The 22,547-nt window shown below is 48.2% G+C and carries 28 protein-coding genes; 13 read left to right on the top strand and 15 right to left on the bottom strand.

The genetic code is table 11. The annotated features are described in order from the left end of the window. Nucleotides 1-480: 480 nt before the first annotated feature. Together ACOGW3_RS23595 and ACOGW3_RS23590 are read left to right on the top strand one after the other, a co-directional pair. The gene (locus ACOGW3_RS23595; RefSeq protein ID WP_419905181.1) at nucleotides 481-1,023 is read left to right on the top strand and encodes a PAS domain-containing protein; all 543 of its coding nucleotides are present in this window, start codon (nucleotides 481-483) and stop codon (nucleotides 1,021-1,023) included. Nucleotides 1,024-1,153: 130 nt separating this feature from the next. Then, a complete protein-coding gene (locus ACOGW3_RS23590; protein WP_419905180.1) occupies nucleotides 1,154-1,795 on the top strand; it encodes a trimeric intracellular cation channel family protein in 642 nt (213 codons plus the stop codon). Nucleotides 1,796-1,871: 76 nt separating this feature from the next. Here the strand turns inward: ACOGW3_RS23590 and ACOGW3_RS23585 are convergent, their stop codons facing one another. After that, entirely contained in the window at nucleotides 1,872-2,528 is a 657-nt protein-coding gene (locus ACOGW3_RS23585; protein WP_419905179.1) for a LysE family translocator, read from the bottom strand. Nucleotides 2,529-2,687: 159 nt separating this feature from the next. Between ACOGW3_RS23585 and ACOGW3_RS23580 the strand changes: the two genes are divergently transcribed. Beyond that, nucleotides 2,688-2,948, top strand: coding sequence for a cupin domain-containing protein (locus ACOGW3_RS23580; RefSeq protein WP_419905178.1), 261 nt, complete (start codon nucleotides 2,688-2,690; stop codon nucleotides 2,946-2,948). Nucleotides 2,949-2,954: 6 nt separating this feature from the next. On the opposite strand, the gene ACOGW3_RS23575 is transcribed toward ACOGW3_RS23580, so the two are convergent. Further along, the gene (locus tag ACOGW3_RS23575) at nucleotides 2,955-4,187 is read right to left on the bottom strand and encodes an ISL3 family transposase (RefSeq protein WP_419901077.1); all 1,233 of its coding nucleotides are present in this window, start codon (nucleotides 4,185-4,187) and stop codon (nucleotides 2,955-2,957) included. Here ACOGW3_RS23575 and ACOGW3_RS23570 point away from each other — a divergent pair. Then, entirely contained in the window at nucleotides 4,174-4,308 is a 135-nt protein-coding gene (locus tag ACOGW3_RS23570) for a hypothetical protein (RefSeq protein WP_419905177.1), read from the top strand. The genes ACOGW3_RS23575 and ACOGW3_RS23570 overlap by 14 nt on opposite strands. A gap of 6 nt (nucleotides 4,309-4,314) precedes the next feature. Here the strand turns inward: ACOGW3_RS23570 and ACOGW3_RS23565 are convergent, their stop codons facing one another. Further along, entirely contained in the window at nucleotides 4,315-5,547 is a 1,233-nt protein-coding gene (locus ACOGW3_RS23565; RefSeq protein WP_419901077.1) for an ISL3 family transposase, read from the bottom strand. Here ACOGW3_RS23565 and ACOGW3_RS23560 point away from each other — a divergent pair. The 4 genes from ACOGW3_RS23560 to tnpA all read left to right on the top strand — a co-directional run bounded on the left by ACOGW3_RS23560 (nucleotide 5,534) and on the right by tnpA (nucleotide 7,602). Continuing rightward, on the top strand, nucleotides 5,534-5,656 hold the full coding sequence (locus ACOGW3_RS23560) for a hypothetical protein (RefSeq protein ID WP_419905176.1): 123 nt from the start codon (nucleotides 5,534-5,536) through the stop codon (nucleotides 5,654-5,656). The genes ACOGW3_RS23565 and ACOGW3_RS23560 overlap by 14 nt on opposite strands. Nucleotides 5,657-5,902: 246 nt before the next feature. Next, the gene (locus ACOGW3_RS23555) at nucleotides 5,903-6,736 is read left to right on the top strand and encodes a substrate-binding periplasmic protein (RefSeq protein WP_419905175.1); all 834 of its coding nucleotides are present in this window, start codon (nucleotides 5,903-5,905) and stop codon (nucleotides 6,734-6,736) included. A gap of 134 nt (nucleotides 6,737-6,870) precedes the next feature. Further along, the gene (locus tag ACOGW3_RS23550) at nucleotides 6,871-7,047 is read left to right on the top strand and encodes a DUF1737 domain-containing protein (protein ID WP_419905174.1); all 177 of its coding nucleotides are present in this window, start codon (nucleotides 6,871-6,873) and stop codon (nucleotides 7,045-7,047) included. A gap of 120 nt (nucleotides 7,048-7,167) precedes the next feature. Then, nucleotides 7,168-7,602 carry an IS200/IS605 family transposase gene (gene tnpA, locus ACOGW3_RS23545; protein ID WP_419901154.1) on the top strand — a complete coding sequence of 145 codons (435 nt, stop codon included), beginning with the start codon at nucleotides 7,168-7,170 and terminating at the stop codon, nucleotides 7,600-7,602. A 247-nt stretch (nucleotides 7,603-7,849) separates the two neighbouring features. Here the strand turns inward: tnpA and ACOGW3_RS23540 are convergent, their stop codons facing one another. After that, complete coding sequence (locus ACOGW3_RS23540) at nucleotides 7,850-8,344, bottom strand: type I secretion C-terminal target domain-containing protein (RefSeq protein ID WP_419905173.1); 495 nt, start codon at nucleotides 8,342-8,344, stop codon at nucleotides 7,850-7,852. 41 nt (nucleotides 8,345-8,385) lie between these two features. Then, the gene (locus tag ACOGW3_RS23535; protein ID WP_419905172.1) at nucleotides 8,386-9,531 is read right to left on the bottom strand and encodes an Ig-like domain-containing protein; all 1,146 of its coding nucleotides are present in this window, start codon (nucleotides 9,529-9,531) and stop codon (nucleotides 8,386-8,388) included. Nucleotides 9,532-10,571: 1,040 nt separating this feature from the next. Between ACOGW3_RS23535 and ltrA the strand changes: the two genes are divergently transcribed. After that, complete coding sequence (gene ltrA / locus ACOGW3_RS23530; protein ID WP_419905171.1) at nucleotides 10,572-11,654, top strand: group II intron reverse transcriptase/maturase; 1,083 nt, start codon at nucleotides 10,572-10,574, stop codon at nucleotides 11,652-11,654. Between the two features lie 472 nt (nucleotides 11,655-12,126). Here the strand turns inward: ltrA and ACOGW3_RS23525 are convergent, their stop codons facing one another. Next, entirely contained in the window at nucleotides 12,127-13,113 is a 987-nt protein-coding gene (locus ACOGW3_RS23525) for an NAD(P)H-dependent flavin oxidoreductase (protein ID WP_419905170.1), read from the bottom strand. Nucleotides 13,114-13,354: 241 nt separating this feature from the next. On the opposite strand from ACOGW3_RS23525, the gene ACOGW3_RS23520 reads away from it, so the two are divergent. Next, nucleotides 13,355-14,266, top strand: a complete 912-nt coding sequence (locus ACOGW3_RS23520) for a DMT family transporter (protein WP_419905169.1) — start codon at nucleotides 13,355-13,357, stop codon at nucleotides 14,264-14,266. Nucleotides 14,267-14,358: 92 nt separating this feature from the next. Here the strand turns inward: ACOGW3_RS23520 and ACOGW3_RS23515 are convergent, their stop codons facing one another. Then, nucleotides 14,359-14,526: a hypothetical protein gene (locus ACOGW3_RS23515; protein WP_419905168.1), complete on the bottom strand. Its 168-nt coding sequence runs from the start codon at nucleotides 14,524-14,526 to the stop codon at nucleotides 14,359-14,361. Then, nucleotides 14,495-14,644 (bottom strand): hypothetical protein, encoded by a 150-nt coding sequence (locus ACOGW3_RS23510; protein WP_419905167.1) that lies wholly within the window; start codon nucleotides 14,642-14,644, stop codon nucleotides 14,495-14,497. Before ACOGW3_RS23510 ends, ACOGW3_RS23515 begins: the two co-directional genes overlap by 32 nt. On the opposite strand from ACOGW3_RS23510, the gene ACOGW3_RS23505 reads away from it, so the two are divergent. After that, nucleotides 14,631-15,863: an ISL3 family transposase gene (locus ACOGW3_RS23505; protein ID WP_419901077.1), complete on the top strand. Its 1,233-nt coding sequence runs from the start codon at nucleotides 14,631-14,633 to the stop codon at nucleotides 15,861-15,863. The genes ACOGW3_RS23510 and ACOGW3_RS23505 overlap by 14 nt on opposite strands. Before the next feature lie 2 nt (nucleotides 15,864-15,865). Here the strand turns inward: ACOGW3_RS23505 and ACOGW3_RS23500 are convergent, their stop codons facing one another. Further along, nucleotides 15,866-16,318: a YceI family protein gene (locus ACOGW3_RS23500; RefSeq protein ID WP_419905166.1), complete on the bottom strand. Its 453-nt coding sequence runs from the start codon at nucleotides 16,316-16,318 to the stop codon at nucleotides 15,866-15,868. 52 nt (nucleotides 16,319-16,370) lie between these two features. Beyond that, a complete protein-coding gene (locus tag ACOGW3_RS23495) occupies nucleotides 16,371-16,916 on the bottom strand; it encodes a cytochrome b (RefSeq protein ID WP_419905165.1) in 546 nt (181 codons plus the stop codon). Nucleotides 16,917-17,046: 130 nt separating this feature from the next. On the opposite strand from ACOGW3_RS23495, the gene ACOGW3_RS23490 reads away from it, so the two are divergent. Together ACOGW3_RS23490 and ACOGW3_RS23485 are read left to right on the top strand one after the other, a co-directional pair. Next, complete coding sequence (locus ACOGW3_RS23490) at nucleotides 17,047-17,643, top strand: LysR family transcriptional regulator (protein WP_419905164.1); 597 nt, start codon at nucleotides 17,047-17,049, stop codon at nucleotides 17,641-17,643. Continuing rightward, complete coding sequence (locus ACOGW3_RS23485; RefSeq protein WP_419905163.1) at nucleotides 17,630-17,929, top strand: LysR substrate-binding domain-containing protein; 300 nt, start codon at nucleotides 17,630-17,632, stop codon at nucleotides 17,927-17,929. The genes ACOGW3_RS23490 and ACOGW3_RS23485 overlap by 14 nt, the downstream gene beginning before the upstream one ends. A gap of 16 nt (nucleotides 17,930-17,945) precedes the next feature. Here ACOGW3_RS23485 and ACOGW3_RS23480 read toward each other — a convergent pair whose 3' ends face one another. From ACOGW3_RS23480 to ACOGW3_RS23460, 5 genes are all read right to left on the bottom strand, one after another. Further along, nucleotides 17,946-19,265 carry a pentapeptide repeat-containing protein gene (locus ACOGW3_RS23480; RefSeq protein ID WP_419905162.1) on the bottom strand — a complete coding sequence of 440 codons (1,320 nt, stop codon included), beginning with the start codon at nucleotides 19,263-19,265 and terminating at the stop codon, nucleotides 17,946-17,948. 168 nt (nucleotides 19,266-19,433) lie between these two features. Then, nucleotides 19,434-19,631, bottom strand: coding sequence for an HAD hydrolase-like protein (locus ACOGW3_RS23475; RefSeq protein ID WP_419905980.1), 198 nt, complete (start codon nucleotides 19,629-19,631; stop codon nucleotides 19,434-19,436). Then, nucleotides 19,631-20,335: a TIGR01459 family HAD-type hydrolase gene (locus ACOGW3_RS23470; RefSeq protein ID WP_419905161.1), complete on the bottom strand. Its 705-nt coding sequence runs from the start codon at nucleotides 20,333-20,335 to the stop codon at nucleotides 19,631-19,633. Before ACOGW3_RS23470 ends, ACOGW3_RS23475 begins: the two co-directional genes overlap by 1 nt. Before the next feature lie 174 nt (nucleotides 20,336-20,509). Then, nucleotides 20,510-21,340 carry an enoyl-CoA hydratase-related protein gene (locus tag ACOGW3_RS23465; protein ID WP_419905160.1) on the bottom strand — a complete coding sequence of 277 codons (831 nt, stop codon included), beginning with the start codon at nucleotides 21,338-21,340 and terminating at the stop codon, nucleotides 20,510-20,512. Between the two features lie 13 nt (nucleotides 21,341-21,353). Beyond that, nucleotides 21,354-22,544, bottom strand: coding sequence for an acyl-CoA dehydrogenase family protein (locus ACOGW3_RS23460; protein WP_419905159.1), 1,191 nt, complete (start codon nucleotides 22,542-22,544; stop codon nucleotides 21,354-21,356). Nucleotides 22,545-22,547 lie beyond the last annotated feature (3 nt).

The following is a 22,547-nucleotide window of genomic DNA, read 5'->3' as shown; positions in this document are numbered from 1 at the left end:
AGTTTCGTTGGATTAACCAGAATGGTGGGGTGATAAAAACCTGAAGAGGTTGTCAAATCCCTGGATAAAGATTTCATTATTATGAAAACCAATCCACCATCTGAAATCCCCCGAAGGAGATCCAACGTACTGTTCTTGTTTTTGGTTTTGGCTGGGGTCCAGTTCCTGTCGATATCAAATCAAAGTTAAAAGAGATGATAAGCGGGGCGGGGGCCAGTCGGCTGTTTGCTTAAACACACTGATTAAAGATCAGTGCAGCTTTAACATACAATTAGTTATGAAGTGCAATTGCATCAAACCATTTGCCCCGTTTGAGGTCAAGACGGAAACGAAAATCATATGGTTGAGTAAGGTAGCAAGCTATTCAATTACCACAAATATTTTACAATCTTCATGCTTTGAAAACATTTTACACTCTATAGTGTGTTATAGTGAGCTGGGGTGATTGAGTTCGCACAAGAGGACGAATAGGGTGGTGACTTGATCGAGATTAAAAACGCGAGAAACCAGCAATTTTATGATTACTGGCAAAATTTAGAGCGTAAGGGGGAGAGCATAATACCTCTCAAGAGTTCCTTTGTGCCTGAAGACATCGGTCATTTGCTCTCCAACATGATTGTTTATGAGCTCATTTCCAAGGATAACATCAAGATCCGCCTGCAGGGGACGGCAATTAACGAACGCTTTGGTCAAGACATGACCGGTGGCAATTATCTCGATTATGTTGAAGCAGAGCGCAGACCTGTTGCCTCAAGCGCTTTTTGGCTGATGGCACAACAACCTTGTGGTGTTATTGCAACCTTGGAACACGCCCTCTCCAGTGGTCGAAAAATCACCGTTGAATCCATTGGATTTCCTTTTGAAAATGATCGAGGGGATAACCCGATCATTATTTATCAAAGCAATGAAATCGAAGACTACAATCCTATTGACCATAAAAATGATGGCTTGCTTAAACTGATTTTCGTCGTCGATCGGCAAATTATAGATATCGGCAATGGCGCGCCGTCCTTTGTTGATTGAATTGTTGCACTTACAATATTTTTCCATTTTGCAAATCTCCTAAGAAGAACGCGTGAAAACCATTGACCTTTTTGTCTCAGGGTTTCAGCCTGTTTAAAATTAATGGTAGGAACAAAGGGGAAATTAAACGATGGATATCCTGATAGGGCTGGATTATGCCGGGGTTGCTGTCTTTGCGGCGACCGGGGCACTGGCGGCCTCGCGTAAGCAGCTTGATTTCATCGCTTTTTTGTTTCTGGCAGCTGTTACCGGGATCGGTGGCGGCACCATCAGAGATACGATTTTGGGGCAAACCCCGGTGTTCTGGGTGCAAGATCACATCTACCTTTTGATCTGCGCTGCTGTTGGTGCTCTGGTGTTCTTTACTGCGCACCGTTTTGAATCCCGCTATAAAGTCTTGCTATGGCTCGATGCCATCGGCATGGCGGCCTATGCCGTAAAGGGGGCCGAGATTGGTCTGCTAGCTACCGGATCATCGGTGATTGCTGTCGTCACCGGCATTTTAACCGCGACTTTTGGTGGGGTGTTACGCGACCTTCTCTCTGGCGAGCAATCGGTTCTGATGCGGCGCGAGATTTACCTCACCGCTGCCCTTTTTGGGGCGCTGGCTTGGGTGGTCTGTCATCACGCCGGGCTTAGCCCGGTTGTTGGGTCTAGTATCGGCTTTGTCGTCGCCATGGTGATCCGGGGGGGAGCGTTACATTATGGCTGGACGCTGCCGACCTATAAAGGAAAACCCGGCCGCACTATGGAAGAGATCGAGAAGCTTTAAATCGCTTTCGCTAGCTATCTCCGTCCTTACCCACCCTGTGTCTTATCCAGCCAGTGTATTAACCCGACCAATGTCTTTATCCTCCGAGTATGACAGGCAGCATGGAGCCGATGAGCAGCAGTGCCATGAACCGGTTAAAGATGACGATCCGATTGCCTTGCCCCAGGATCCGCCGAAGAAAAGTGCCTGATAATGCCCAGAGGGAAATACTCGGCAGGTTCACCATGGCAAAGAACAGGATGAGAAGCATTAAGCTTGGCAAATAGTTGTCCTGAGTGGTGAAGCTGACAGTGACAATGAGAGACACGGCCCATGCTTTTGGATTTAGGAGCTGTAACAAAGCGGCCTGTAGAAAGCTTACAGGCGTGTCATTTTTTTCGGGCTTGTCTGAGGGAATGGAAGCTTTACCCCTAGAATTTTCCGGAGAATTACCCGGAGAGTTACCGAGAGACTTGCTGCTTGCGATTTTCCAAGCGAGCCACAACACATAAGTAATACAGGCAATTTTGAGCCCGGCATAAAGCAGGGGAACCGTGTTCAGGAATTGCCCAAAGCCGAGCCCAACAACAAGAACCATGGTTAAAAAACCAAGGCTTATGCCAAGGATCAAGGGGATCGATCGGACAAAGCCAAAATTCACACCGGATGTCAGAAGTAGAAAATTACCGGGCCCGGGAGAAACCGAGGTAACAAAAGCAAAGCCTATCAAGGCGATCAGAGTTTCCAATGACATCAAGAATTCCTTTGGCGAAATAAACGTTAAAGGTCGTAATCAGGAAAAGGCAATTCTTTTGCTGATAGCTAAACTTGACAGTTGTCGGGTGGAATATCATTTTTGAGCAGTCTTTAATTTTTATTCAATCGTCTCAAAAGTCGGCCAAATGGATAGTTTATGACTGATAGTGACCTGTTAAGTGATGTGTTCTCTACCCTGCGCATAGAAAGTCAGCTTTATTTTAAAACTGATTTCAAAGGCAATTACGCAATTGAAATTCCACAAGAACAGCGGCGGATCCGTTTTCACCTCGTGCTGCAGGGACAGTGCTGGTTGACCCCAAAGGGCGAACCGCCGTTGTTGCTGTCAGAGGGCGATCTGGCATTGGTGCCGGATGGTATTGCACAGGTACTTTCTGGCACTTCTCCGCTTTGTTGAGTAGATTTAGGATTTCAAATAGAGCATAGATTGATTATCTGGAATGGATGATTGTCTAATTTTGAGTTTGAAGTATTCGGTATCCTTGATGCCTCTGGCTCGCTTACGGATCATTCCTATACTGACATTACCAGCCTCTATCCTGGCGCTTGTGAGCTTGTGTTTGGCGTAGTTGCAGATGCCCACACAATGTTTCCGTAGGGATTTCGCGAACTTTTTTAGATAGAGCATCTGTGACTGATCTGCTATCAGGCACCAACGTTCCAGTTGCTCCGCCATCGCCTCAAATGAAGCGGCACTCCACAGCAGCTGAAGCTGTTCTTTCAAGACGTAAAGTGCATTCAGGTTGCTATTGCTCTCCAGCAACCTTTGCAGCTTGTCACTTTGTTTTTCACTCAACTTATCCGCATTTTTGAGCAACAGATAATGTGTCCCTTTCATCAACTCTTTACCACTTGGATCGGCCTTTCTGAACTCAAGTCGACGCTGATTATGGATAGCTTTGCTGTAGTTTTTCATGACGTGGAAACGGTCAAATACTATGTCGGCCAACGGCAAGGACTCTCTGACAGCCTTTTGGTAGGCAGGCCCCATATCCATCGCTACGGCCTTTATTTTGCAGGCTGTATCTGGTTGCAGTTGTTTCAAAAACCTTGAAAAAACCTCGGCAGTTCGGCCTGCTTCAACCCAGATCAGATGACCGCCAACCATATCGTAGACCACCGTCATGTAGTCATGACCTTTCGCCCGGGCAACTTCATCTACACCAATATATTCCAAGCCAGTTAGCTCTGCAGGATCAAGCGTAGGGAGAGTTTCAATAAGGTATGCCCTGTCGATATTCTTGACCGTTTCCCATCGTATATCCAAATGTCTGGAAACCGCTTGAATAGACATATGCCGACATAATCCACTGATCAGTCGGCAAAATCGGTGAGTGAAACGGCACCCTTTATCAACAAAATCACACCCCTCAATGCGGCGTTCGCCCTTGTTAATATAAACCTGCGCCAGCTCAATCTCGACCACACAAGGATACCCAAAAAGGGGGATGTCGTTTACTTGTCGGCGGACATGCTGGTTGATGCTTCCCTTCTGGCCTGTAGCAGGGTCTATAGCCCTCCTACGCGCGTCTCGGCTGCAGTGAATGACAATCTTAACACCGCCGTCATCCAGTTTAATTTCATTTACACGTTGCCCTTTGAGTCCTAAAATATGCTGCGAGATGTTGATTGTCATATACCTGCTCTATGTAAAGTTATCAGAAACCATACATATCAACAGGTTACTTGGCGGTCGGCATCTTTTTCTACTCAACAAAGCGGAGAAGAGCCTTTTTGGCACTTCTCCGCTTTGTTGAGTAGATTTAGGATTTCAAATAGAGCATAGATTGATTATCTGGAATGGATGATTGTCTAATTTTGAGTTTGAAGTATTCGGTATCCTTGATGCCTCTGGCTCGCTTACGGATCATTCCTATACTGACATTACCAGCCTCTATCCTGGCGCTTGTGAGCTTGTGTTTGGCGTAGTTGCAGATGCCCACACAATGTTTCCGTAGGGATTTCGCGAACTTTTTTAGATAGAGCATCTGTGACTGATCTGCTATCAGGCACCAACGTTCCAGTTGCTCCGCCATCGCCTCAAATGAAGCGGCACTCCACAGCAGCTGAAGCTGTTCTTTCAAGACGTAAAGTGCATTCAGGTTGCTATTGCTCTCCAGCAACCTTTGCAGCTTGTCACTTTGTTTTTCACTCAACTTATCCGCATTTTTGAGCAACAGATAATGTGTCCCTTTCATCAACTCTTTACCACTTGGATCGGCCTTTCTGAACTCAAGTCGACGCTGATTATGGATAGCTTTGCTGTAGTTTTTCATGACGTGGAAACGGTCAAATACTATGTCGGCCAACGGCAAGGACTCTCTGACAGCCTTTTGGTAGGCAGGCCCCATATCCATCGCTACGGCCTTTATTTTGCAGGCTGTATCTGGTTGCAGTTGTTTCAAAAACCTTGAAAAAACCTCGGCAGTTCGGCCTGCTTCAACCCAGATCAGATGACCGCCAACCATATCGTAGACCACCGTCATGTAGTCATGACCTTTCGCCCGGGCAACTTCATCTACACCAATATATTCCAAGCCAGTTAGCTCTGCAGGATCAAGCGTAGGGAGAGTTTCAATAAGGTATGCCCTGTCGATATTCTTGACCGTTTCCCATCGTATATCCAAATGTCTGGAAACCGCTTGAATAGACATATGCCGACATAATCCACTGATCAGTCGGCAAAATCGGTGAGTGAAACGGCACCCTTTATCAACAAAATCACACCCCTCAATGCGGCGTTCGCCCTTGTTAATATAAACCTGCGCCAGCTCAATCTCGACCACACAAGGATACCCAAAAAGGGGGATGTCGTTTACTTGTCGGCGGACATGCTGGTTGATGCTTCCCTTCTGGCCTGTAGCAGGGTCTATAGCCCTCCTACGCGCGTCTCGGCTGCAGTGAATGACAATCTTAACACCGCCGTCATCCAGTTTAATTTCATTTACACGTTGCCCTTTGAGGCCTAAAATATGCTGCGAGATGTTGATTGTCATATACCTGCTCTATGTAAAGTTATCAGAAACCATACATATCAACAGGTTACTTGGCGGTCGGCATCTTTTTCTACTCAACAAAGCGGAGAAGAGCCTTTTTTTTAGGTAAAATTTTAAATATATTTGTCTTAAATTTAACAACTTGTTTTTGTATTATTCTCTTAGTATTTTCCCAGTGTAATCTCAAAAAGTACAAAACTCAGCAGTGATGAGACTATTTTCCTGGTTAAACCAGCATGAAAACACTGCGATATGATAAACGACTGTACTCTGAAACTGAGTATCGAATGATTTATCATTTAAGAATTTGAAGCAGGTGCGACAGGCTGGTGACAGGTGGATGACTGGGGGAAGTATGCCAAAAAACATAAACTATAAGGCTCGGCTGGCTTTGTTATCTGGCCTGCTGATATCAATATTTACCTTCTCTGGTCAGGCTGTACAGGCAAATGAGTCTTGTGGGCAACTTACTGTAGGTTGGCTTGACTGGCCGCCATATCAAATGGAAAATCCTGCTTTTCCTTCTGATGCTGTTCCCCAGGGAAATCCGATCGGTATTGATATTGCCGCCGCCGAAAAATATCTCGGCGCTCTTGGGTGTGAACTCAGGTACGTTAAAAAGCCCTGGGCTCGTCTGTTAAAAGAAATGGGTGAGGGCAGGCTTGATGTTCTGCTTGGTATGTCGGATACGGAAGAACGGCGCCAATATGCAAAATTCAGTAAAGCTTATCGCAATGAAACAGTTTGGCTGTTTATGAAGGCGGGACGTACAGAGTACGATCATTTCCGAGGACTAAGTGATTTAATCGGGACCAATTTTCGCCTTGGTATTTCACGCAATGCCTATCTCGGTGAAGAATTTGAAAAGTTGTCAGAAAATCCAAAGTTTCGCGAGCGCCTGTTTAAAAATATCGGCGGTGAAAATTTCCACATGCTCGTCGGAGGCCGGGTAGATGGTTTCATGGTCGATAAGGAAACCGGCAAGGCACGCATTAAAGCTGATGGTCTGGAAGGGCTTGTCGTTGCTCATGAGAATGTGAAGGTTGATTTGGGGTCGATCCATATCATGGTTGGCCAGAATTCGTTGTCTGATGAGCTCTTAACCCGCCTTGACGAGATTATAGAGCAGGATTTATCTCGTATCCAACAAAACGCCATGTTTAACTTTGCGGCTGACCCCAGTAGTTAAGATAACGCTCCCTTATGGTTTGTTTGGATAGCTTCTTTGGAGCGATATCACCATTTTCAGATCCTCTTAATCTTTCTCAGGCATGATCTTTATGAGCCAAGCTCTGAAATTTGATCAGGGAAGAGGAGAAAAGAATGAAAAAATACGAACTCGTGCTCGAACACAGTCGTGAGGATCTCAATGAAAAGATCACCTCCATGCTTAATGATGGTTGGGAAGTTGCTGGAAGTCTGACCATTAGTAAAGACGACGAAGGTTTTCCTTACCTATATCAACCCATGATCAAACACGATCTCGGTACCCCTCACTGATATAGATATTAATTTAATCCGGTAAACCCCCGGCTATGCCGGGGGACTCTCAATGGTTTGACCGTTCCCACGGTCTTACATTTCTTTGTTTATTGACCAAAATAACAAAGGAATTAGCCGATGAGAGATTACAAAAGCCTTGCACATACGAGATGGGATTGTAAATACCACGTGGTTTTCATCCCTAAACGCAGGCAAAAAGTTATCTATGGCAACCTACGTCAGTATCTTGGTGAAATTTTCCATGAACTGGCCGGGCATCGCGAAAGTAAGATTGAGGAGGGCCATTTGATGCCGGATCACATTCACATGTGTATCAGCATACCGCCCAAACATGCTGTTTCAAAAGTCGTTGGATACCTAAAAGGAAAAAGCGCGATTGCCATAGCTCGAAAATTCAAAAATAAAGCACGGAATTTCAAGGGTGAAAATTTTTGGGCCCGTGGATATTTCGTCTCAACTGTAGGGCTCGATGAACAGATGGTGAGGGAGTATATCAGAACGCAAGAAGAGCGTGATAAGTACTTTGACCAAATGGATATATTCAATCCATAACCGCTTTAGCGGTTCCCAATTTGCCCCTTTAAGGGGCTCACCCGCTTAAGCCCCCGGCTTTGCCGGGGGTCATTTAACTTAATATCGTGACCACTGTTATCTCGGTGCCTGCTGAATTGCTCTAGGACGTACCGATCATTTGAATGCGTCCAGCTTTTGCATAGGCTTCTTGCGCATCGTTTTAAAAAGCAAAAAAATAACCCGGTCGCGCACGACCGGGTTATTTTGTCTGTCGGAACTTCTTTTCTTACATATCAACAATCAACGCATTACTGGCGATTAAATCGTCGATTACTTCCAGATCGGTCAATGTGTTGGCAGCTGTTAGATCAACACCAAGGAGGGTGATGGTCATATCTGTTCCTCCACCATCGCCATCAACATCAACGGAAATCGTGGTGGTTCCGCCGGCTTCTGTAAAGCTGAGGAAATCTTCTAGATCGCCCGCTTCTTCACCAGTCAACAGATCGGCAAGGTGAAGGATATCACCATCTACCAGAGAGAAATCGAAAATAGTATCACTACCAACATCTCCAGCTGTGAACAGGAAGACATCTGACCCTGTACTGCCGAACATAAAGTCTGCGCCAGCAATACCATCGAGTACATCATCAAAGTCTCCGCCTATTAGGAGTTCTCCTCCGGGTGTACCCGTAAATGTAGCGCCATCTGGGCCCAGATTATCGATGTCGATGTCCTTGCTAATAATATTACTATCAGCTTCGGAATCATTGACGGTCACTTCCACTGTTCGTGTTGAGGCCAGACCACTAACATCTGGGTTTAAAGAAGTAGAGCTGTAGGCGACATGCTCAATCGCGTCTTCATATTCAGCTTTAGTACCTGCACGGTTAGTTCTAACTCACCCGTTAAAGCATCGTAGGTCGCAATAAGACTTCCTGCATAACCTGCGTCCATACTGAGGACATCACCAACGACAAAGTCGGTAATAACGATTTTCGCTGATTCCATGTCGTCGTCGTCAACATCTGTGAGCGTCAGATCAGAGAAGACAATTACAGCAGGGTCAGCTTCGGTATAGCTGACAGATCCTGGTGCTTCATCGACCAGAATAGGGGCATCATTAGATCCGGTGATTGTTACTTCGACATCTGCGGTACCAAAATTACCTGCACCATCTCCAACGGTATAGCTAAAGGTGGCCGTGGCCTCTTCACCCGTGCCAAGGAATTGATAGGAATCACCGAAATCATAAGTCACGGTGCCGTCGCCATTGTCGATGACAGTCCCAAATACGAGTGTGCTCTCATCGATTGAAGTGACAGTCATCACCTCACATTCAAATTCAATATCGTTGGCTAAGAGATCAATATCGACGGTGCCATCATCCTCACCCGCCGCAGCGGTATCATCAACGGCATAGGGGTTATTGTTGGTGCCATCGGTAAATAGGATGAAATCTTTGAAATGCACTTCTTCAAAGTTGACCAGGGTGTCATGATCAGCGTTGCGGGTATCGTCTATCGCGCTGAGGCTCGAGGGGACGCACGGAGTGTCAAATGTCAGAACATAATTGTACAGCTCGTCATAACCCGCGGCAGTATCGTAGTCGTCTCCGCCATCCATATCGTCACTGCCAAGTCCGCCTTTGACCTCGTCATCGCCGGATCCAGCCAGAATTTCATCATCGCCATCACCGCCTTTGACCATGTCATTGTCAGCGCCGGAATCTATAAAATCATTACCGTCACCACCGTGGATGTCGTCTTCGCCTTCATAAGTCCAGACATCATCATCGCCATCGCCGGCATTGACATAATCAATACCAATACCGCCATGAACTTCATCATTGCCATCACCGGCATTGAATTGAAACCTTCCGTCTATACCAAACCTAGTAAGAACGTTGTCGTCGTCATCGCCCCGGATGGGTCTGTTCCCTTTTCCGTGAAACCCTTTTTTCGACATGATTTGCTCCTTGAATTCTTTGTCCTCACCCCAGTTGATCTGTAGAAGCTTTTAACAAAACAGTAATAGGCCAGTTATTCCGCCCCAGGCCCCGGTAGTATTAGTGTGTCACGAATATTCTTTTAGGAGGATAGAACTGTATAAGAGATGAGGGTTTGTTGGTCCCTCGGAGCCGCTTTTCAGGAGGAGGCTTCAAACCACCTTAAGCTGCTGTGGTAAAGAGCTATGGTAGTGAGCGTTAAGGAAAAGGCATCCATGAGATGTCAGGTAAGTGTCAAAGGAGACGAACGCAAGTGAACCGCTGATGAGGTGTCGAAAACGGGTTAGATGATGTCAAAACCAGGGGGCTAGTACACAACTGGGATAAGTCCAGCCGAAACCTGATTACGGGCTGGACGGCATCCGGCATAGAGGCGGCGTGACCTTGACACAGGCTCTTTTATGGAACGTGAGAACCTGTCGCCCGAATGTTAAGGGAGAAGCTCAAGTGGAAGCACCATAAGAGCCAGAACACCGATGTCGGGCACAGGGGCGGAGTAGTTCGTAGTAGCGTTGAAGAGCTTGTAACGAGCTTGGAGCAAAGGGACTACCCTGTTTGAGTATGAATTATTTATCAACCAGTATTGGGATGAATAGATGACAAATACAAAGCCTTTTACAATTTCTAAACGGCTTGTTTGGGAAGCGTGGAAGAGAGTAAAAGCCAATGGTGGAACCCATGGTGTTGATTCCGTGTCTTTGGAGACATTCGAAGGGAAACTTTCGAAGAATCTCTACAAGATTTGGAACAGGATGTCATCTAAAATCTCGCGCGGATACCCCGTCCTTTAGGTCGGGGAGGAAGCGCGGCCTTTCTTTACGTTGCCACCGATTGGTGGTAGATTGCGTTTGAAACAGTGATAACCAAGCTGTTTCGCTTTTACCCAAACGGCGGTGGAACACACCGTTGCTGGACGTGGAGGGTAGCACTGGCTCCCCTGTGAAGCGTCAACCTGACGGGCTAACCGCCCCGAAAATCCCCTGCTTTCAAGCGGGGGAAGGTGTTAACGGGCACCTATTTCCCCCCGCCAGTTCGGCGGGTGGATATCCCGAAAGGAGATGGCCAGACAAGGCCGCTTGGTATTCCTACAGTTGGAGATCGGGTAGCACAGATGGTTGTTAAGATGGTGTTGGACCCGGAAATTGATCCAGTCTTTCACCCAGACTCATACGGCTATAGGCCGAAGAAGTCAGCAATTGATGCGGTGCGACAAGCGCGGCAACGTTGTTTCCAATATGGTTGGGTGGTTGATCTGGATATTCAGGGTTTCTTTGATAACATTGACCATGATTTGATGATGAAGGCGTTAGCCAAGCACACAAATTGTGTCTGGATACGTTTGTACATCGCAAGATGGCTGAAAGCGCCAGTGTCACTGACAGATGGTAGTATAGCTGAAAGAGACAAAGGAACACCGCAAGGGGGAGTAATTAGCCCGCTTTTGGCAAATTTGTTTCTGCATTATGCGTTGGATGTCTGGGTACAGCGACATTATCCAAAAGTTCGTTTTGAACGGTATGCGGATGATGGCGTCTACCACTGTTCTAGCCAGAGAGAAGCGGAAAAGCTTCTAAAGGTGCTAAGAGTGCGATTAAAGGAATGTCATCTAACACTTCACCCTAAGAAAACCAAAATTGTGTACTGTAAAAATAGTTTCCGGAAAGGAAAGTATGGGCAGGTCAGCTTTGATTTCCTCGGGTATACCTTCCGGCCTCGAAGGGCAATGTCAAAGTACGGTAAAATATTTACTGGATTTTTGCCGGCGATAAGTCGGAAGGCTCTTAAGCGGATAAATGTAACTATACGGAAATGGAATTTTCAACGTTGGAGTAAATATGATGTTGAAGACATAGCCCGTATATTGAACCCCGTTGTAAGAGGTTGGGTTAACTACTATGGACATTTCGGACGAACCGCTCTCAAGCGTGTAAAGGCTTTGCTCGAATTCTCGTTGATCAAATGGGCACGGAAGAAATTTAAGAAGCTGCGAAGAAGCTATCGAAAGAGCAAGGATTATATCAGGCGTGTGCAAAAGCAACGACCCGCCTTGTTTGTACATTGGCAACTAAGTAGTAAGGGATGAACAGGAAGAGCCGTATGAGTTGAGAGGCTCACGTACGGTTCTGTGAGAGCCTGAGGGTGCAACTCCCTCGGGCTACTCGACCTCTTGTATTTTGTTCCGGTATTTGTGTGCCACGGGCTCGACTAGTCTGGAGTATCGTGGTCAAGACAATTTGAGCCCATGTGGCCTCTGTCATTGGCGTTTAATTGCTAAGGATTTTTTCATGATTTTCTCACACCTTTTGGCATGCGGATGGCTCATATACGAATTGCTGTATGAGCTTTCCCACATGGGGTTAACACTGTTTTTTGTGCGAGCTATCTTCAGGGAGATTGCGAACCCTGCGAATACTGCGTTTGGGTAAATACAATCTTCTCTACCCTGGGGTAATCTACCTTGGGTAGAGAAGAGAAGTGTAGCTAAATTTTGTCAAAAATTGAAGCAATTTATCTCAAAAACCTACATACCATAGTATGTTTTGTTGAAAAAAAACTCAACTTACCAAGGAAGGTAAGCGTCGGGTTGCTGCCACTGCTTCGTCGATAAAACGCGAAATAATTCTCTCTACAGGCTCAATCTCATTGGCAAAACAGGCACTCTGACCATAGTCGAGCAAGCCCTGACTGGTATCGCCCGATGTGTAAGCTTCCTTTGCCAGGGAGCCACTGAGCAGGTGGGCAAAACTTTCGTAATCTTTGGCACCTTGGCGTTCGAGCTCTATCACGGCTTCTGCGGTTTCGTTGTGTAGCACACGGTGATGATTTTTGATCGTGGTCTGAACCACAAGGCTGTCTTGTCCGGTGCCTTCGACCATACGTTGTTTATAATCCCGGTGCGCCCAGATCTCTTCGGATACCAACATGCGCGTTCCCATGAGAACGCCTTCACAGCCCATGGCGAGAGCCGCCGTCAGTTGGCTGCCCTGTCCAATGCCACCGCCTAAAACCACAGGGATCGATAATTTTTGAGGACCATCTGCACCCTGAACCATGGAGCCAACCATCATATAACCGGGATGGCCACCACATTCGGCCCCGACCAGAATAACCGCGTCGACACCTGCGCGCTCTGCTGACAGGGCGAAACGAACGGCGGGCACCTTGTGAATGACTTTAATGCCGGCCTCTTTCATAAAGGGGACGATCTGCCCCGGGTTTCCTCCGGCAGTTTCAACCACAGCGACCTTTTCGTCGCGAACAACAGATAACAGATTATCCAACCTGCTATTGGCATCTTCGCGCGGGGAGATATAGAGGTTCACACCAAAGGCTTTATCCCCGGCAAGTGCACGGCATTTTTGGATTTCATCCCGAAGTTGTTTGGGGTCGGGAAAGGTCAGGGCCGAGATAAATCCCATGGCCCCCGCATTGACCACTGCCGAGACAAATTTCGCATCCGCAAGATGCATCATTCCACCACAGAGGATCGGGTGCCTAATGCCGAGAAGGTCGGTAATCCGGGTTTTAAAACCTTGCGCCATGAACGTGTACTCAAGTCAGGGTGTTGTCTTTATGGGCTCTCTTATCGAACCCAAACGGGAATAAACATTTGGTCTGACGTTACTGAGGGATTTCACCGAATGCAAAGCTATTTTTCCCCAAACAGAGCAGCGGCAAAGGCCTGTTTTGTAAGCTTATGCATCCTTCGTTTTTTCGGTCGAGATTGACATAAGGAGTAAGTCACTTACTGTTCTATCTTTAGTTGAAAAAAAGAGGCGGGTGATGGCGCAAGGCAATGTGACAGTTCGCACAGACAATATCCCCTTGGCGGTTGGCACTATAGTGTTCACCGTCTTGGCGCTTTCTCTGGGGGATGCGCTTATAAAGCTCACAAGTAGCAATTTCGTTATCTGGCAGATATTTGTTCTCCGCTCAGCTATGGCGATCCCGGTTTTATTGGTTGTTATGCGCGTTCAGCTGAGTACTGGCTGGCATTGGCCTGTTGATCTTGGCTGGACGGTGCTTCGCAGCGGGTTGCTGGTGTGTATGTGGATCAGCTACTATCTGGCCTTACCCCATTTACAGCTTTCTGTCGCGGCGGCGGCCTATTACACGCTGCCAATTTTCATCACGCTCTTCTCGGCCTGTCTTGTCGGCGATCGTATTAGCCGTTTTGGTTGGCTAGCGGTGTTTCTCGGTTTCTTTGGGGTGCTGCTGATCCTCAAACCCAGCTCTGGGGATTTCAATTGGTATGCTTTGTTCCCGCTTGCATCGGCAATGCTCTATGCGGTTGCGATGATTTTAACCCGGACAAAATGCGGTAATGAACACCCCTTGATACTCTCGCTGGCCCTGAACGTCGCCTTTGTCGTGGTCGGCGGAGGCGCGACGTTACTAATCAACTTGTTTGCGAGTGCCGAAGGCGGCAGTTTTCTACTCGCACCCTGGGTCGTGATGGGGATAGCAGAATGGGGGACCATGGTATTGCTCGCAGCTGCGATCTTGATCGGAAGCATCGGCGCGGCTGTTGCTTACCAAAACGGCCCGTCTTCAATGGTTGGTACTTTCGATTTTGCCTACGTTGGCTTTGCGGTGCTTTGGGGAATTCTCTTCTTTTCGGATGTTCCGGATCTCACATCGATCCTTGGTATGGGCTTGATCGTTTGTGCAGGCGTATTGTCGATACGGCAATGACGCAACTCAAAAACAAACCCCGCCAAAAATGACGGGGTTTTAGGGTAGTCAGAGGAGGTGAAAACCTCCTCTTTAGCGTTGTAGGGGCCCTATTACTTAGGACGCACGCCTTCAAAGAAGATTGAGATTTCAACTTCCTGAGCGGTTGGACCCATGTCCATCATGCCGTAATCGGCAACAGGAATGACTGTAGATCCTTCGAAGCCTTGACGCACATAACCCCAGGGATCATCGCCGCCACCGATCCATGTTACTTCCATAGAGATTGGGGCTCTTCTCCGCTTTGTTGAGTAGAAAAAGATGCCGACCGCCAAGTAACCTGTTGATATGTATGGTTTCTGATAACTTTACATAGAGCAGGTATATGACAATCAACATCTCGCAGCATATTTTAGGCCTCAAAGGGCAACGTGTAAATGAAATTAAACTGGATGACGGCGGTGTTAAGATTGTCATTCACTGCAGCCGAGACGCGCGTAGGAGGGCTATAGACCCTGCTACAGGCCAGAAGGGAAGCATCAACCAGCATGTCCGCCGACAAGTAAACGACATCCCCCTTTTTGGGTATCCTTGTGTGGTCGAGATTGAGCTGGCGCAGGTTTATATTAACAAGGGCGAACGCCGCATTGAGGGGTGTGATTTTGTTGATAAAGGGTGCCGTTTCACTCACCGATTTTGCCGACTGATCAGTGGATTATGTCGGCATATGTCTATTCAAGCGGTTTCCAGACATTTGGATATACGATGGGAAACGGTCAAGAATATCGACAGGGCATACCTTATTGAAACTCTCCCTACGCTTGATCCTGCAGAGCTAACTGGCTTGGAATATATTGGTGTAGATGAAGTTGCCCGGGCGAAAGGTCATGACTACATGACGGTGGTCTACGATATGGTTGGCGGTCATCTGATCTGGGTTGAAGCAGGCCGAACTGCCGAGGTTTTTTCAAGGTTTTTGAAACAACTGCAACCAGATACAGCCTGCAAAATAAAGGCCGTAGCGATGGATATGGGGCCTGCCTACCAAAAGGCTGTCAGAGAGTCCTTGCCGTTGGCCGACATAGTATTTGACCGTTTCCACGTCATGAAAAACTACAGCAAAGCTATCCATAATCAGCGTCGACTTGAGTTCAGAAAGGCCGATCCAAGTGGTAAAGAGTTGATGAAAGGGACACATTATCTGTTGCTCAAAAATGCGGATAAGTTGAGTGAAAAACAAAGTGACAAGCTGCAAAGGTTGCTGGAGAGCAATAGCAACCTGAATGCACTTTACGTCTTGAAAGAACAGCTTCAGCTGCTGTGGAGTGCCGCTTCATTTGAGGCGATGGCGGAGCAACTGGAACGTTGGTGCCTGATAGCAGATCAGTCACAGATGCTCTATCTAAAAAAGTTCGCGAAATCCCTACGGAAACATTGTGTGGGCATCTGCAACTACGCCAAACACAAGCTCACAAGCGCCAGGATAGAGGCTGGTAATGTCAGTATAGGAATGATCCGTAAGCGAGCCAGAGGCATCAAGGATACCGAATACTTCAAACTCAAAATTAGACAATCATCCATTCCAGATAATCAATCTATGCTCTATTTGAAATCCTAAATCTACTCAACAAAGCGGAGAAGTGCCGAGATTGGCTTGGTCACGCCTTTAATGGTCAAGTCGCCGTCCAGCATAGCTGTTTTGTCGCCGGTAGATTTCAGACCTGTAGATACGAAAGTTGCGGTTGGGAATTTAGAAACATCAAAGAAGTCCGCGCTTCGCAGGTGCTTGTCGCGCTCAGCGTGGTTTGAATCCAGGCTTGCAGTATCAACGGTGATGTTAATAGAAGATGCTTCTGGTTTGCTTTCGTCGAATTGGAGCTGACCTTCGAACTTGTTGAAGCGTGCTTGGATCCAAGAGAAACCCAAGTGGCTGATTTTAAACTGGATGTTGGCGTGAGCACCCTGTGTGTCCAGGTTATAGCTGTTGGCAGAAGCAGAAGTTAGGCCAGCGGCTAGACCACCTGTGACCAGTAGTGTTGCCAATACAGCTGATTTGATTTTTGATTTAAACATTACGTTTTCCTGATTGTTAAGAAGATAGAGTGTGAAGGCCGAACTGATATTTTCAATTCGGGTCCTTGATCATGCGAAGTAGGGTGCGGTCTTTATCTATAAAGTGATGTTTGAGAGCTGCGAGAACGTGCAGTACAACCAGACCCGCCAAAGACCAGGCGATAATTTCGTGGATGAGACCTGCGAGATCTTCCATACCCTTAACCGGGGGCAAAAGAGCGGGAACTTCGAAAAGGTCAAAAACAAAGATAGATCTGCCATCTGCCGTCGATATCAGATAACCAGAGATAAACAGGGCAAAGGGCAGGGCGTAGAGAACAAAGTGAGCCAGGGACGCGGCTTTATGTTCCCAAGGTTTTCCGCCTGGTATGGGGTTGGGGATGACACTTATCAGGCGCCAAACAAGACGTAGAACCATTAACACAGCGACCAGAATGCCAATCGACTTATGCCAATGCGGGAAGGTTTGGTAGTTGGCATCGTAATAAGTGAGCTCAACCATATATAAACCAAGGCCAAAGAGACCAATAGCCGCCAGGGCAACTAGCCAATGCAGGGATCGGGAAACCCAACCGTAATTATCCTGTGTATTGCGCATCATATGATCTCTCGGGTTGTTTTTAGTGTTGGTATTTATTTTCTTACTGCATCAAATATCGGATTGAACTTGATTTAAAAAAGTATAATTATTTTATTGAATTGATATAAAATATAGATCGAGTTGAAAAATGACCCTGGATCAATTGAAAGCACTTTGCGCGGTGGTGGATTACGGTGGCTTTCGAGCGGCATCGGAAGCTCTACACAAAAGTCAGTCAGCCATCAGTATCGCGATTAAAAACCTGGAGCAGGAACTCAGAGTTAGCCTGTTTGAGCGCGAAGGATATCGTCCCCAATTGACGACCAGAGGCAAGGTCATCGCGCAAAAAGCGCGCGCGGTTTTATCTCAGACAAAAGGCATATCGGACCTTGCGCATCATTATGCACAGGGAATAGAGCCGGAATTACGGATTGTGGTCAGCGAATTGATCGACATGCAAACGATCCTGGCTGCTTTAACGACAATACGTGAGCAGTTTCCCTCAACCCGATTAACCTTGTTTGTGGAGAACTTCAATGCCCCGCTTGAATTGATAGAAGAAAATCAAGCGGATATTGCCATTGGGGGAGATGCACTTCGAGATAAAATAGACCCCACGCTGTTTACTAAATTACCCACAGTGACCTTGATGCCGGTTGTATCTGATACATCTGATTATGCCCCTAAAGCAGCTGTAATTACGGCCACTGATATGGATGGCAGCACACAGGTTGTTTGTCAGTGATCGCAGTCGTAATCGGGATGAAAAAAACTATGGCGTGCTTGAAACCACCGTGCCGTGGCGGGTGAACGATTTTTTGACCAAGAAACAAATTATCCTCTCCGGCCTTGGCTGGGGAAGATTGCCCATGCATATGATTTGTGACGAATTGAAAACGGGCCGTTTGGTTGCGCTGAGTTCACCAGATTTTGGTTCGGTTGGGGTCGAAACCTTTATGGCCCGCACCCGCAGCCACCCCTTCGGCCCCGTCGCCGAAGCCTTCTGGGATTTGATGGCAGGGGAGAAATAATCAACTTTTTTGCAGGCTACGCAGGTTCACCCTTGGGCATGGTGGTGGCCTCTAGGTTTGCACCCTCCATTTTGGCATCGGTAAGGCGGGCATCTCTGAGGTCCGCCTGGCGGAGATCTGCACCCAACAGGCTTGCCCCAACCAAGTTGGCGCCGTTGCATTTGGCATTTACCAGTTGAGCCCCATCGAGTGTTGTCATTGAAAGATTGACTGCCCAGGCGCGAGTGGTGGGTTGTCCCGATTTATCCATCAGCATTAGCGGAACCAGGCTTGCATTGGTTAAATTGGCTTTTACCAGTGTAGCACCGCGAAGGTTTGCCCCCTCCATTCGGGCTTCGGTAAGGTTCGCATGGTTCAGAGTTGCACACGACAGATCAGCCATAATGAGCCTGGCCCCCGTCAGATCCGCACAACTGAGATTGGCACCGCGCAAATTGGCACCATCGAGGACACTATTCGAAAAATCCATATCGCTGAGATCGGCATTTTGAAGCGAGCAACGTTCGCCCGTGGTGCCGTTGCTATCCACCCAGAGTTTGTGGGCCTCAAGGGTGAGAGAAAGTCGTTCACGAATGCGGGCTTTGATTTGTCGTGGCGTTTCGCCATTATCATCTGGGTTAATACCAGTAACGCCGTCAAGGTTCGCCCCTGTCAATTGGGCACCAGCCAGATCGGCGCCAAAAAAGTTGACCTGTTGCAAGTCGGCACCCGCAAGGTTGGCCCCTTGTAAATTGACGTCACTCAGGTCAGCACCCACCAGTGTGGCGCCCCCCAAATCAGAGTTCTCGAAACTTGCGCCGGCAAGATTAGCCCCGGAAAGGTTGGCTTTGTTGAAATCGCAATCTCCAAACATGGCGCCCTGGCAATCAGCATTTAGAAGTGACGCCCCGGCCAGGCAGCCACCTGTTAGAATGATATTCTGCATATCTGCATCATCGAGTTCTGATTGGCTAAGGTCAGAGGAGATCACCTTGACCGCCTCACCCTCGCTATTAAGCAGGGTGCCGCGGCGCAGGTCGGCATTTCGCAGCTTTGTTCCGTGCAAAATTGCTTTGTAAAACTTTGTCCCCCTGAGATCGGCACGTGATAAATCGCTGTCGGTAAGATCGGCGCGGATAAAAGAAGCGCTGAAACCATCGAGATCCTGCAAATCCGAGTTGCTGAGATCACAGCCTTCTAGGTTTGAGCCCACCACCTTTGCGGAACGGAGGTTGGAGCTGCTAAAACTAAATCCACTTAAATCGGAAAGCGTAAGATCGGCACGCTGACCATCATTCTGATCTATAAGCCATTTTTCATGTTCATCAATAAGTGCAACGAGACTGTGTGGATCCATTATTCATCCCCATTTCGGCAAAAAAATCATCATATCAACCATAGGTAAATATTTCGTTTCTATTGCTCTTATATGGGGTGTTGGCGAGGTTCGGATAATCCTTTTGTTTCGAAGTCGCTTCCAGTCGGAATTAACCTTTCTGGGGTCATCTTATGCGCAGCAGTATTTTTACCATCTCAACCAGGGAAGAATAGCCCTGGGCTGTTCGTCAGCCTGCTTTGCAACTTCATGCACTTTTCCTGGATGCAACAGACCATCTGAACCCATAGCCAAAGCCTCGGCATGGATGCCGCCGCCGATCCATATGGCATCAATGCCAGCCTGTCTGGCGCCCCTGATGTCGGTGGAGAGGCTGTCGCCAATCATCACGGTCCGGGAGCGTTGAAATTCAGGGCTTTCAGCAAATACCCGTTCAAAAATAACTGGGATGGTTTGCCGTAACGCTCTACTGTGCCGCCCAACTTTTCGTAGAAGGCTGCCAAAGCACCTGCACAATGGATGACTTTCCCGCCCCTGTTGATAACGATGTCGGGGTTGGCACAGATCATCGGCAGGCCGCACGCCAAGGCTGATTTTAACAGCTCGGCATAATCTTCGACCCGCTCGGTTTTCTCATCGATCAAGCCGGTGCAAATGAGCAATTCAGCGTTGTCCAGAGTGACTTCCCGGCCGCCGCAGGCTTCCAGAGTGGGGCGACAACGCTCTGGCCCCAAGTGGAAATAAGCCGGACCTAGTTCATGATCTTGGGTTTCATCAACTTGGGTGTTATTTTTGGGGCCGTTGCCTTTAGCGGCGACGGCATTGGCTGTTACATCTCCAGAGGTCAACAGCCAGTCATACATGTCTGCTTTCACCCCCAGTTTGAGCAGATGCGCGGCAATGGCGTTACTGGGCCTAGCTGCATTGGAGAGTAGGACCACCCCGGCGTTTCGTTGCCGTAAGAGGCGCAGGCATTCGGCGGCACCGGGATAGATAGTTACGCCATCATGGACCACGCCCCAAAGATCAAGGATGAAGAGATCGTAATCATCAGCTATTTCTGACAGGCCGGTCAGGATTGGAATATTCATCTGAGATTATACCCCAACATTTCCCCCAAAATTCTCACCCGCACTTCTCTGGTGATTTACTAATTCGGTATAACCATACTCACCAAAACCCGATTGAATCACAACGGTTTTGCTGGATGGATTTTTCAATCACTGGACACAGCCGCGTTAGATAACGTTAGGATCTTTGGAGACTTACTTCCCTTTCCAAACGGGGTCGCGTTTTTCCGCGAAAGCAGTAATTCCTTCGACCGCGTCTTCAGACGTGACCATTTTTTGGTAAATCGGGCAGTCGCAGTCGCCCCCGGGTTTGACCTGGGCCATGGATTGTTTCACGGTCAGACCGTCCATATAGCCGAGAACTTCCTTGAGGGCCTGCAGGGCGAGGGGTGCGCCTTGGGCGACCTCCTGAGCCAGGGACATGGCTTCAGATTCAAGCTCTGCCACCGGAATAGCTTTATGAACCAGCCCCCAACGTGTGGCTTCTTCCGCGTCCATGGCCCGGCCGGTCAGGAACAGTTCCTTGGCGACGTTGGGTGGGATCATGCGAGGAAGTTTTTGTACAGCACCACCGTCGGGCAGGATACCGCGCTGCATTTCCGGTAGGCTGAAAAAAGCGTGATCGGCCATAAGCACAATATCGCAGGCGAGCACGATCTCGAACCCACCGCCAACGGCAGCACCATTGACGGCGGCAATGACAGGTTTGGTCAGGTCGTGGAACTCAGTGATACCAGCAAAACCTCCGGGGCCGTGACCGTGCACGGGATCAACTTCGAGCGCGAGATCAATACCGCCTTCATCAGCAGTTTCCTTGAGATCCCAACCGGCACAGAAAATCCGCTCACCCGTGCCGCGGATTATACCGACGGAATAGTCCGGGTTGTCCTGTAATTCGCGCAGGGCGGCATAGATCGCGCGGCTCATGGCCCGGTTGACCGCATTTGCCGGGGGGCGATTGAGAATGATCTCGAGCACCCGACCGTGTGCTTTGGTTAGGACCCAGTCTTCTGAGTTATCTGGCATCGTCGTTTCCCCCTCAGGCAGCATTGCTAATAGTTTTACACATCATGTCACGATAGCGTTTCAGGTGATAGCGCGGATCGCCAAAGGTGGCATTGATCATGGTGATGCGTTTGTAATAATGGCCGATGGGAAGCTCTGTCATCATGCCCATGCCGCCGTGAAACTGTATGCCTTCCTGTCCGACAGATCGTGCATCAAGTCCGACCTGATACTTCGCTGCAGATACTTTTTGCGCGATATCTTCCTGTGCAGTCGTATTTATGACGCCGTCCGTACTTTCATCAGGGAGATCAAGGCCACAGACGGCGTCATATACCAGCGACTGGCTGAGCTGGCATTTCATGTAAACTTCGACCAGGCGGTGTTGCAGCGCCTGAAATGATCCCAGGTTTTGTCCGAATTGTTCTCTGGTTTTAAAGTAGGCACCGGATTGTTCTGAAATCGCCCACATTGCCCCAGATGCTTCTGCGCATAACGCAACAGAGGCTTGATCAATGACTTTTTCCAGATGTGGATAAGCGGTGCCGATTTCTCCAAGTAGGGCTTTTTCAGGCAGTAATGCATCATCAAAAACGATGTCACTGGCGCAACCACCATCGTGGGTTCGATAGCTCTTTATCCCCAAACCAGCCATGGTCGGGTCGAGCAAAAACAGGCTCAGGCCTTCTTTGTCATCGGTTGCACCAGAAGTTCGCGCCACCAGGATGATGATATCGGCGGACTGGGCGTGGAAGACGGCGCACTTTGTCCCGTTCAGGCGATAGCCATTGCCCTCTTTCTCTGCAGTGGTAGCAACGTGCGCAATATCAAAACCAGAAGCGGGCTCGGCATAAGCCAGCGCCAGTTTCAGCTGACCAGCACCAATCTGCGGAATCAGGTCAAGCTTCTGATTTTCCAACCCTGCGGTCGTGATCAACTGCCCGGAGAGCAAAACAGTTGAGAGGAAAGGGCTGACCAAAAGCGCACGCCCAATTTCCTCCATGACAATCATGGTATCAACCGCGCTGCCGCCGAGGCCATCGTATTCTTCGGCAAAGGGCAGGGCGAGCCAGCCAAGCTCGGCCAGGCTCTGCCACAGCTCTTCGGTATAGCCATTGGGCTGATCTATGATCTTGTGACGGCCTTCAAAGGGATAGGTCTCTTCGAGATAACGACGGATGGAATCACGGAACAGGTTTTGCTCTTCGCTAAAGGTAAAGTTCATGTC

Origin of the sequence: Kiloniella sp., assembly GCF_965205715.1 — a bacterium.
Lineage (GTDB): Bacteria > Pseudomonadota > Alphaproteobacteria > Kiloniellales > Kiloniellaceae > Kiloniella.
This window is presented reverse-complemented; position numbering and strand designations above follow the sequence as displayed.

What these genes read in the sequence shown, in the direction of transcription:
- ACOGW3_RS23510 (WP_419905167.1), bottom strand. Translation starts at nt 14,644, where the DNA reads ATGTTGATTGTCATATACCTGCTCTATGTAAAGTTATCAGAAACCATA.
- ACOGW3_RS23565 (WP_419901077.1), bottom strand. Translation starts at nt 5,547, where the DNA reads ATGACAATCAACATCTCGCAGCATATTTTAGGCCTCAAAGGGCAACGT.
- ACOGW3_RS23480 (WP_419905162.1), bottom strand. Translation starts at nt 19,265, where the DNA reads ATGGATCCACACAGTCTCGTTGCACTTATTGATGAACATGAAAAATGG.
- ACOGW3_RS23495 (WP_419905165.1), bottom strand. Translation starts at nt 16,916, where the DNA reads ATGCGCAATACACAGGATAATTACGGTTGGGTTTCCCGATCCCTGCAT.
- ACOGW3_RS23505 (WP_419901077.1), top strand. Translation starts at nt 14,631, where the DNA reads ATGACAATCAACATCTCGCAGCATATTTTAGGCCTCAAAGGGCAACGT.
- ACOGW3_RS23535 (WP_419905172.1), bottom strand. Translation starts at nt 9,531, where the DNA reads ATGTCGAAAAAAGGGTTTCACGGAAAAGGGAACAGACCCATCCGGGGC.
- ACOGW3_RS23515 (WP_419905168.1), bottom strand. Translation starts at nt 14,526, where the DNA reads ATGGAAGTAACATGGATCGGTGGCGGCGATGATCCCTGGGGTTATGTG.
- ACOGW3_RS23465 (WP_419905160.1), bottom strand. Translation starts at nt 21,340, where the DNA reads ATGCCAGATAACTCAGAAGACTGGGTCCTAACCAAAGCACACGGTCGG.
- ACOGW3_RS23570 (WP_419905177.1), top strand. Translation starts at nt 4,174, where the DNA reads ATGTTGATTGTCATATACCTGCTCTATGTAAAGTTATCAGAAACCATA.
- ACOGW3_RS23490 (WP_419905164.1), top strand. Translation starts at nt 17,047, where the DNA reads ATGACCCTGGATCAATTGAAAGCACTTTGCGCGGTGGTGGATTACGGT.
- ACOGW3_RS23520 (WP_419905169.1), top strand. Translation starts at nt 13,355, where the DNA reads ATGGCGCAAGGCAATGTGACAGTTCGCACAGACAATATCCCCTTGGCG.
- ACOGW3_RS23590 (WP_419905180.1), top strand. Translation starts at nt 1,154, where the DNA reads ATGGATATCCTGATAGGGCTGGATTATGCCGGGGTTGCTGTCTTTGCG.
- ACOGW3_RS23500 (WP_419905166.1), bottom strand. Translation starts at nt 16,318, where the DNA reads ATGTTTAAATCAAAAATCAAATCAGCTGTATTGGCAACACTACTGGTC.
- ACOGW3_RS23555 (WP_419905175.1), top strand. Translation starts at nt 5,903, where the DNA reads ATGCCAAAAAACATAAACTATAAGGCTCGGCTGGCTTTGTTATCTGGC.
- ACOGW3_RS23560 (WP_419905176.1), top strand. Translation starts at nt 5,534, where the DNA reads ATGTTGATTGTCATATACCTGCTCTATGTAAAGTTATCAGAAACCATA.
- ACOGW3_RS23525 (WP_419905170.1), bottom strand. Translation starts at nt 13,113, where the DNA reads ATGGCGCAAGGTTTTAAAACCCGGATTACCGACCTTCTCGGCATTAGG.
- ACOGW3_RS23475 (WP_419905980.1), bottom strand. Translation starts at nt 19,631, where the DNA reads ATGATTGGCGACAGCCTCTCCACCGACATCAGGGGCGCCAGACAGGCT.
- ACOGW3_RS23585 (WP_419905179.1), bottom strand. Translation starts at nt 2,528, where the DNA reads ATGTCATTGGAAACTCTGATCGCCTTGATAGGCTTTGCTTTTGTTACC.
- ACOGW3_RS23580 (WP_419905178.1), top strand. Translation starts at nt 2,688, where the DNA reads ATGACTGATAGTGACCTGTTAAGTGATGTGTTCTCTACCCTGCGCATA.
- ACOGW3_RS23470 (WP_419905161.1), bottom strand. Translation starts at nt 20,335, where the DNA reads ATGAATATTCCAATCCTGACCGGCCTGTCAGAAATAGCTGATGATTAC.
- ACOGW3_RS23550 (WP_419905174.1), top strand. Translation starts at nt 6,871, where the DNA reads ATGAAAAAATACGAACTCGTGCTCGAACACAGTCGTGAGGATCTCAAT.
- tnpA (WP_419901154.1), top strand. Translation starts at nt 7,168, where the DNA reads ATGAGAGATTACAAAAGCCTTGCACATACGAGATGGGATTGTAAATAC.
- ACOGW3_RS23460 (WP_419905159.1), bottom strand. Translation starts at nt 22,544, where the DNA reads ATGAACTTTACCTTTAGCGAAGAGCAAAACCTGTTCCGTGATTCCATC.
- ACOGW3_RS23575 (WP_419901077.1), bottom strand. Translation starts at nt 4,187, where the DNA reads ATGACAATCAACATCTCGCAGCATATTTTAGGACTCAAAGGGCAACGT.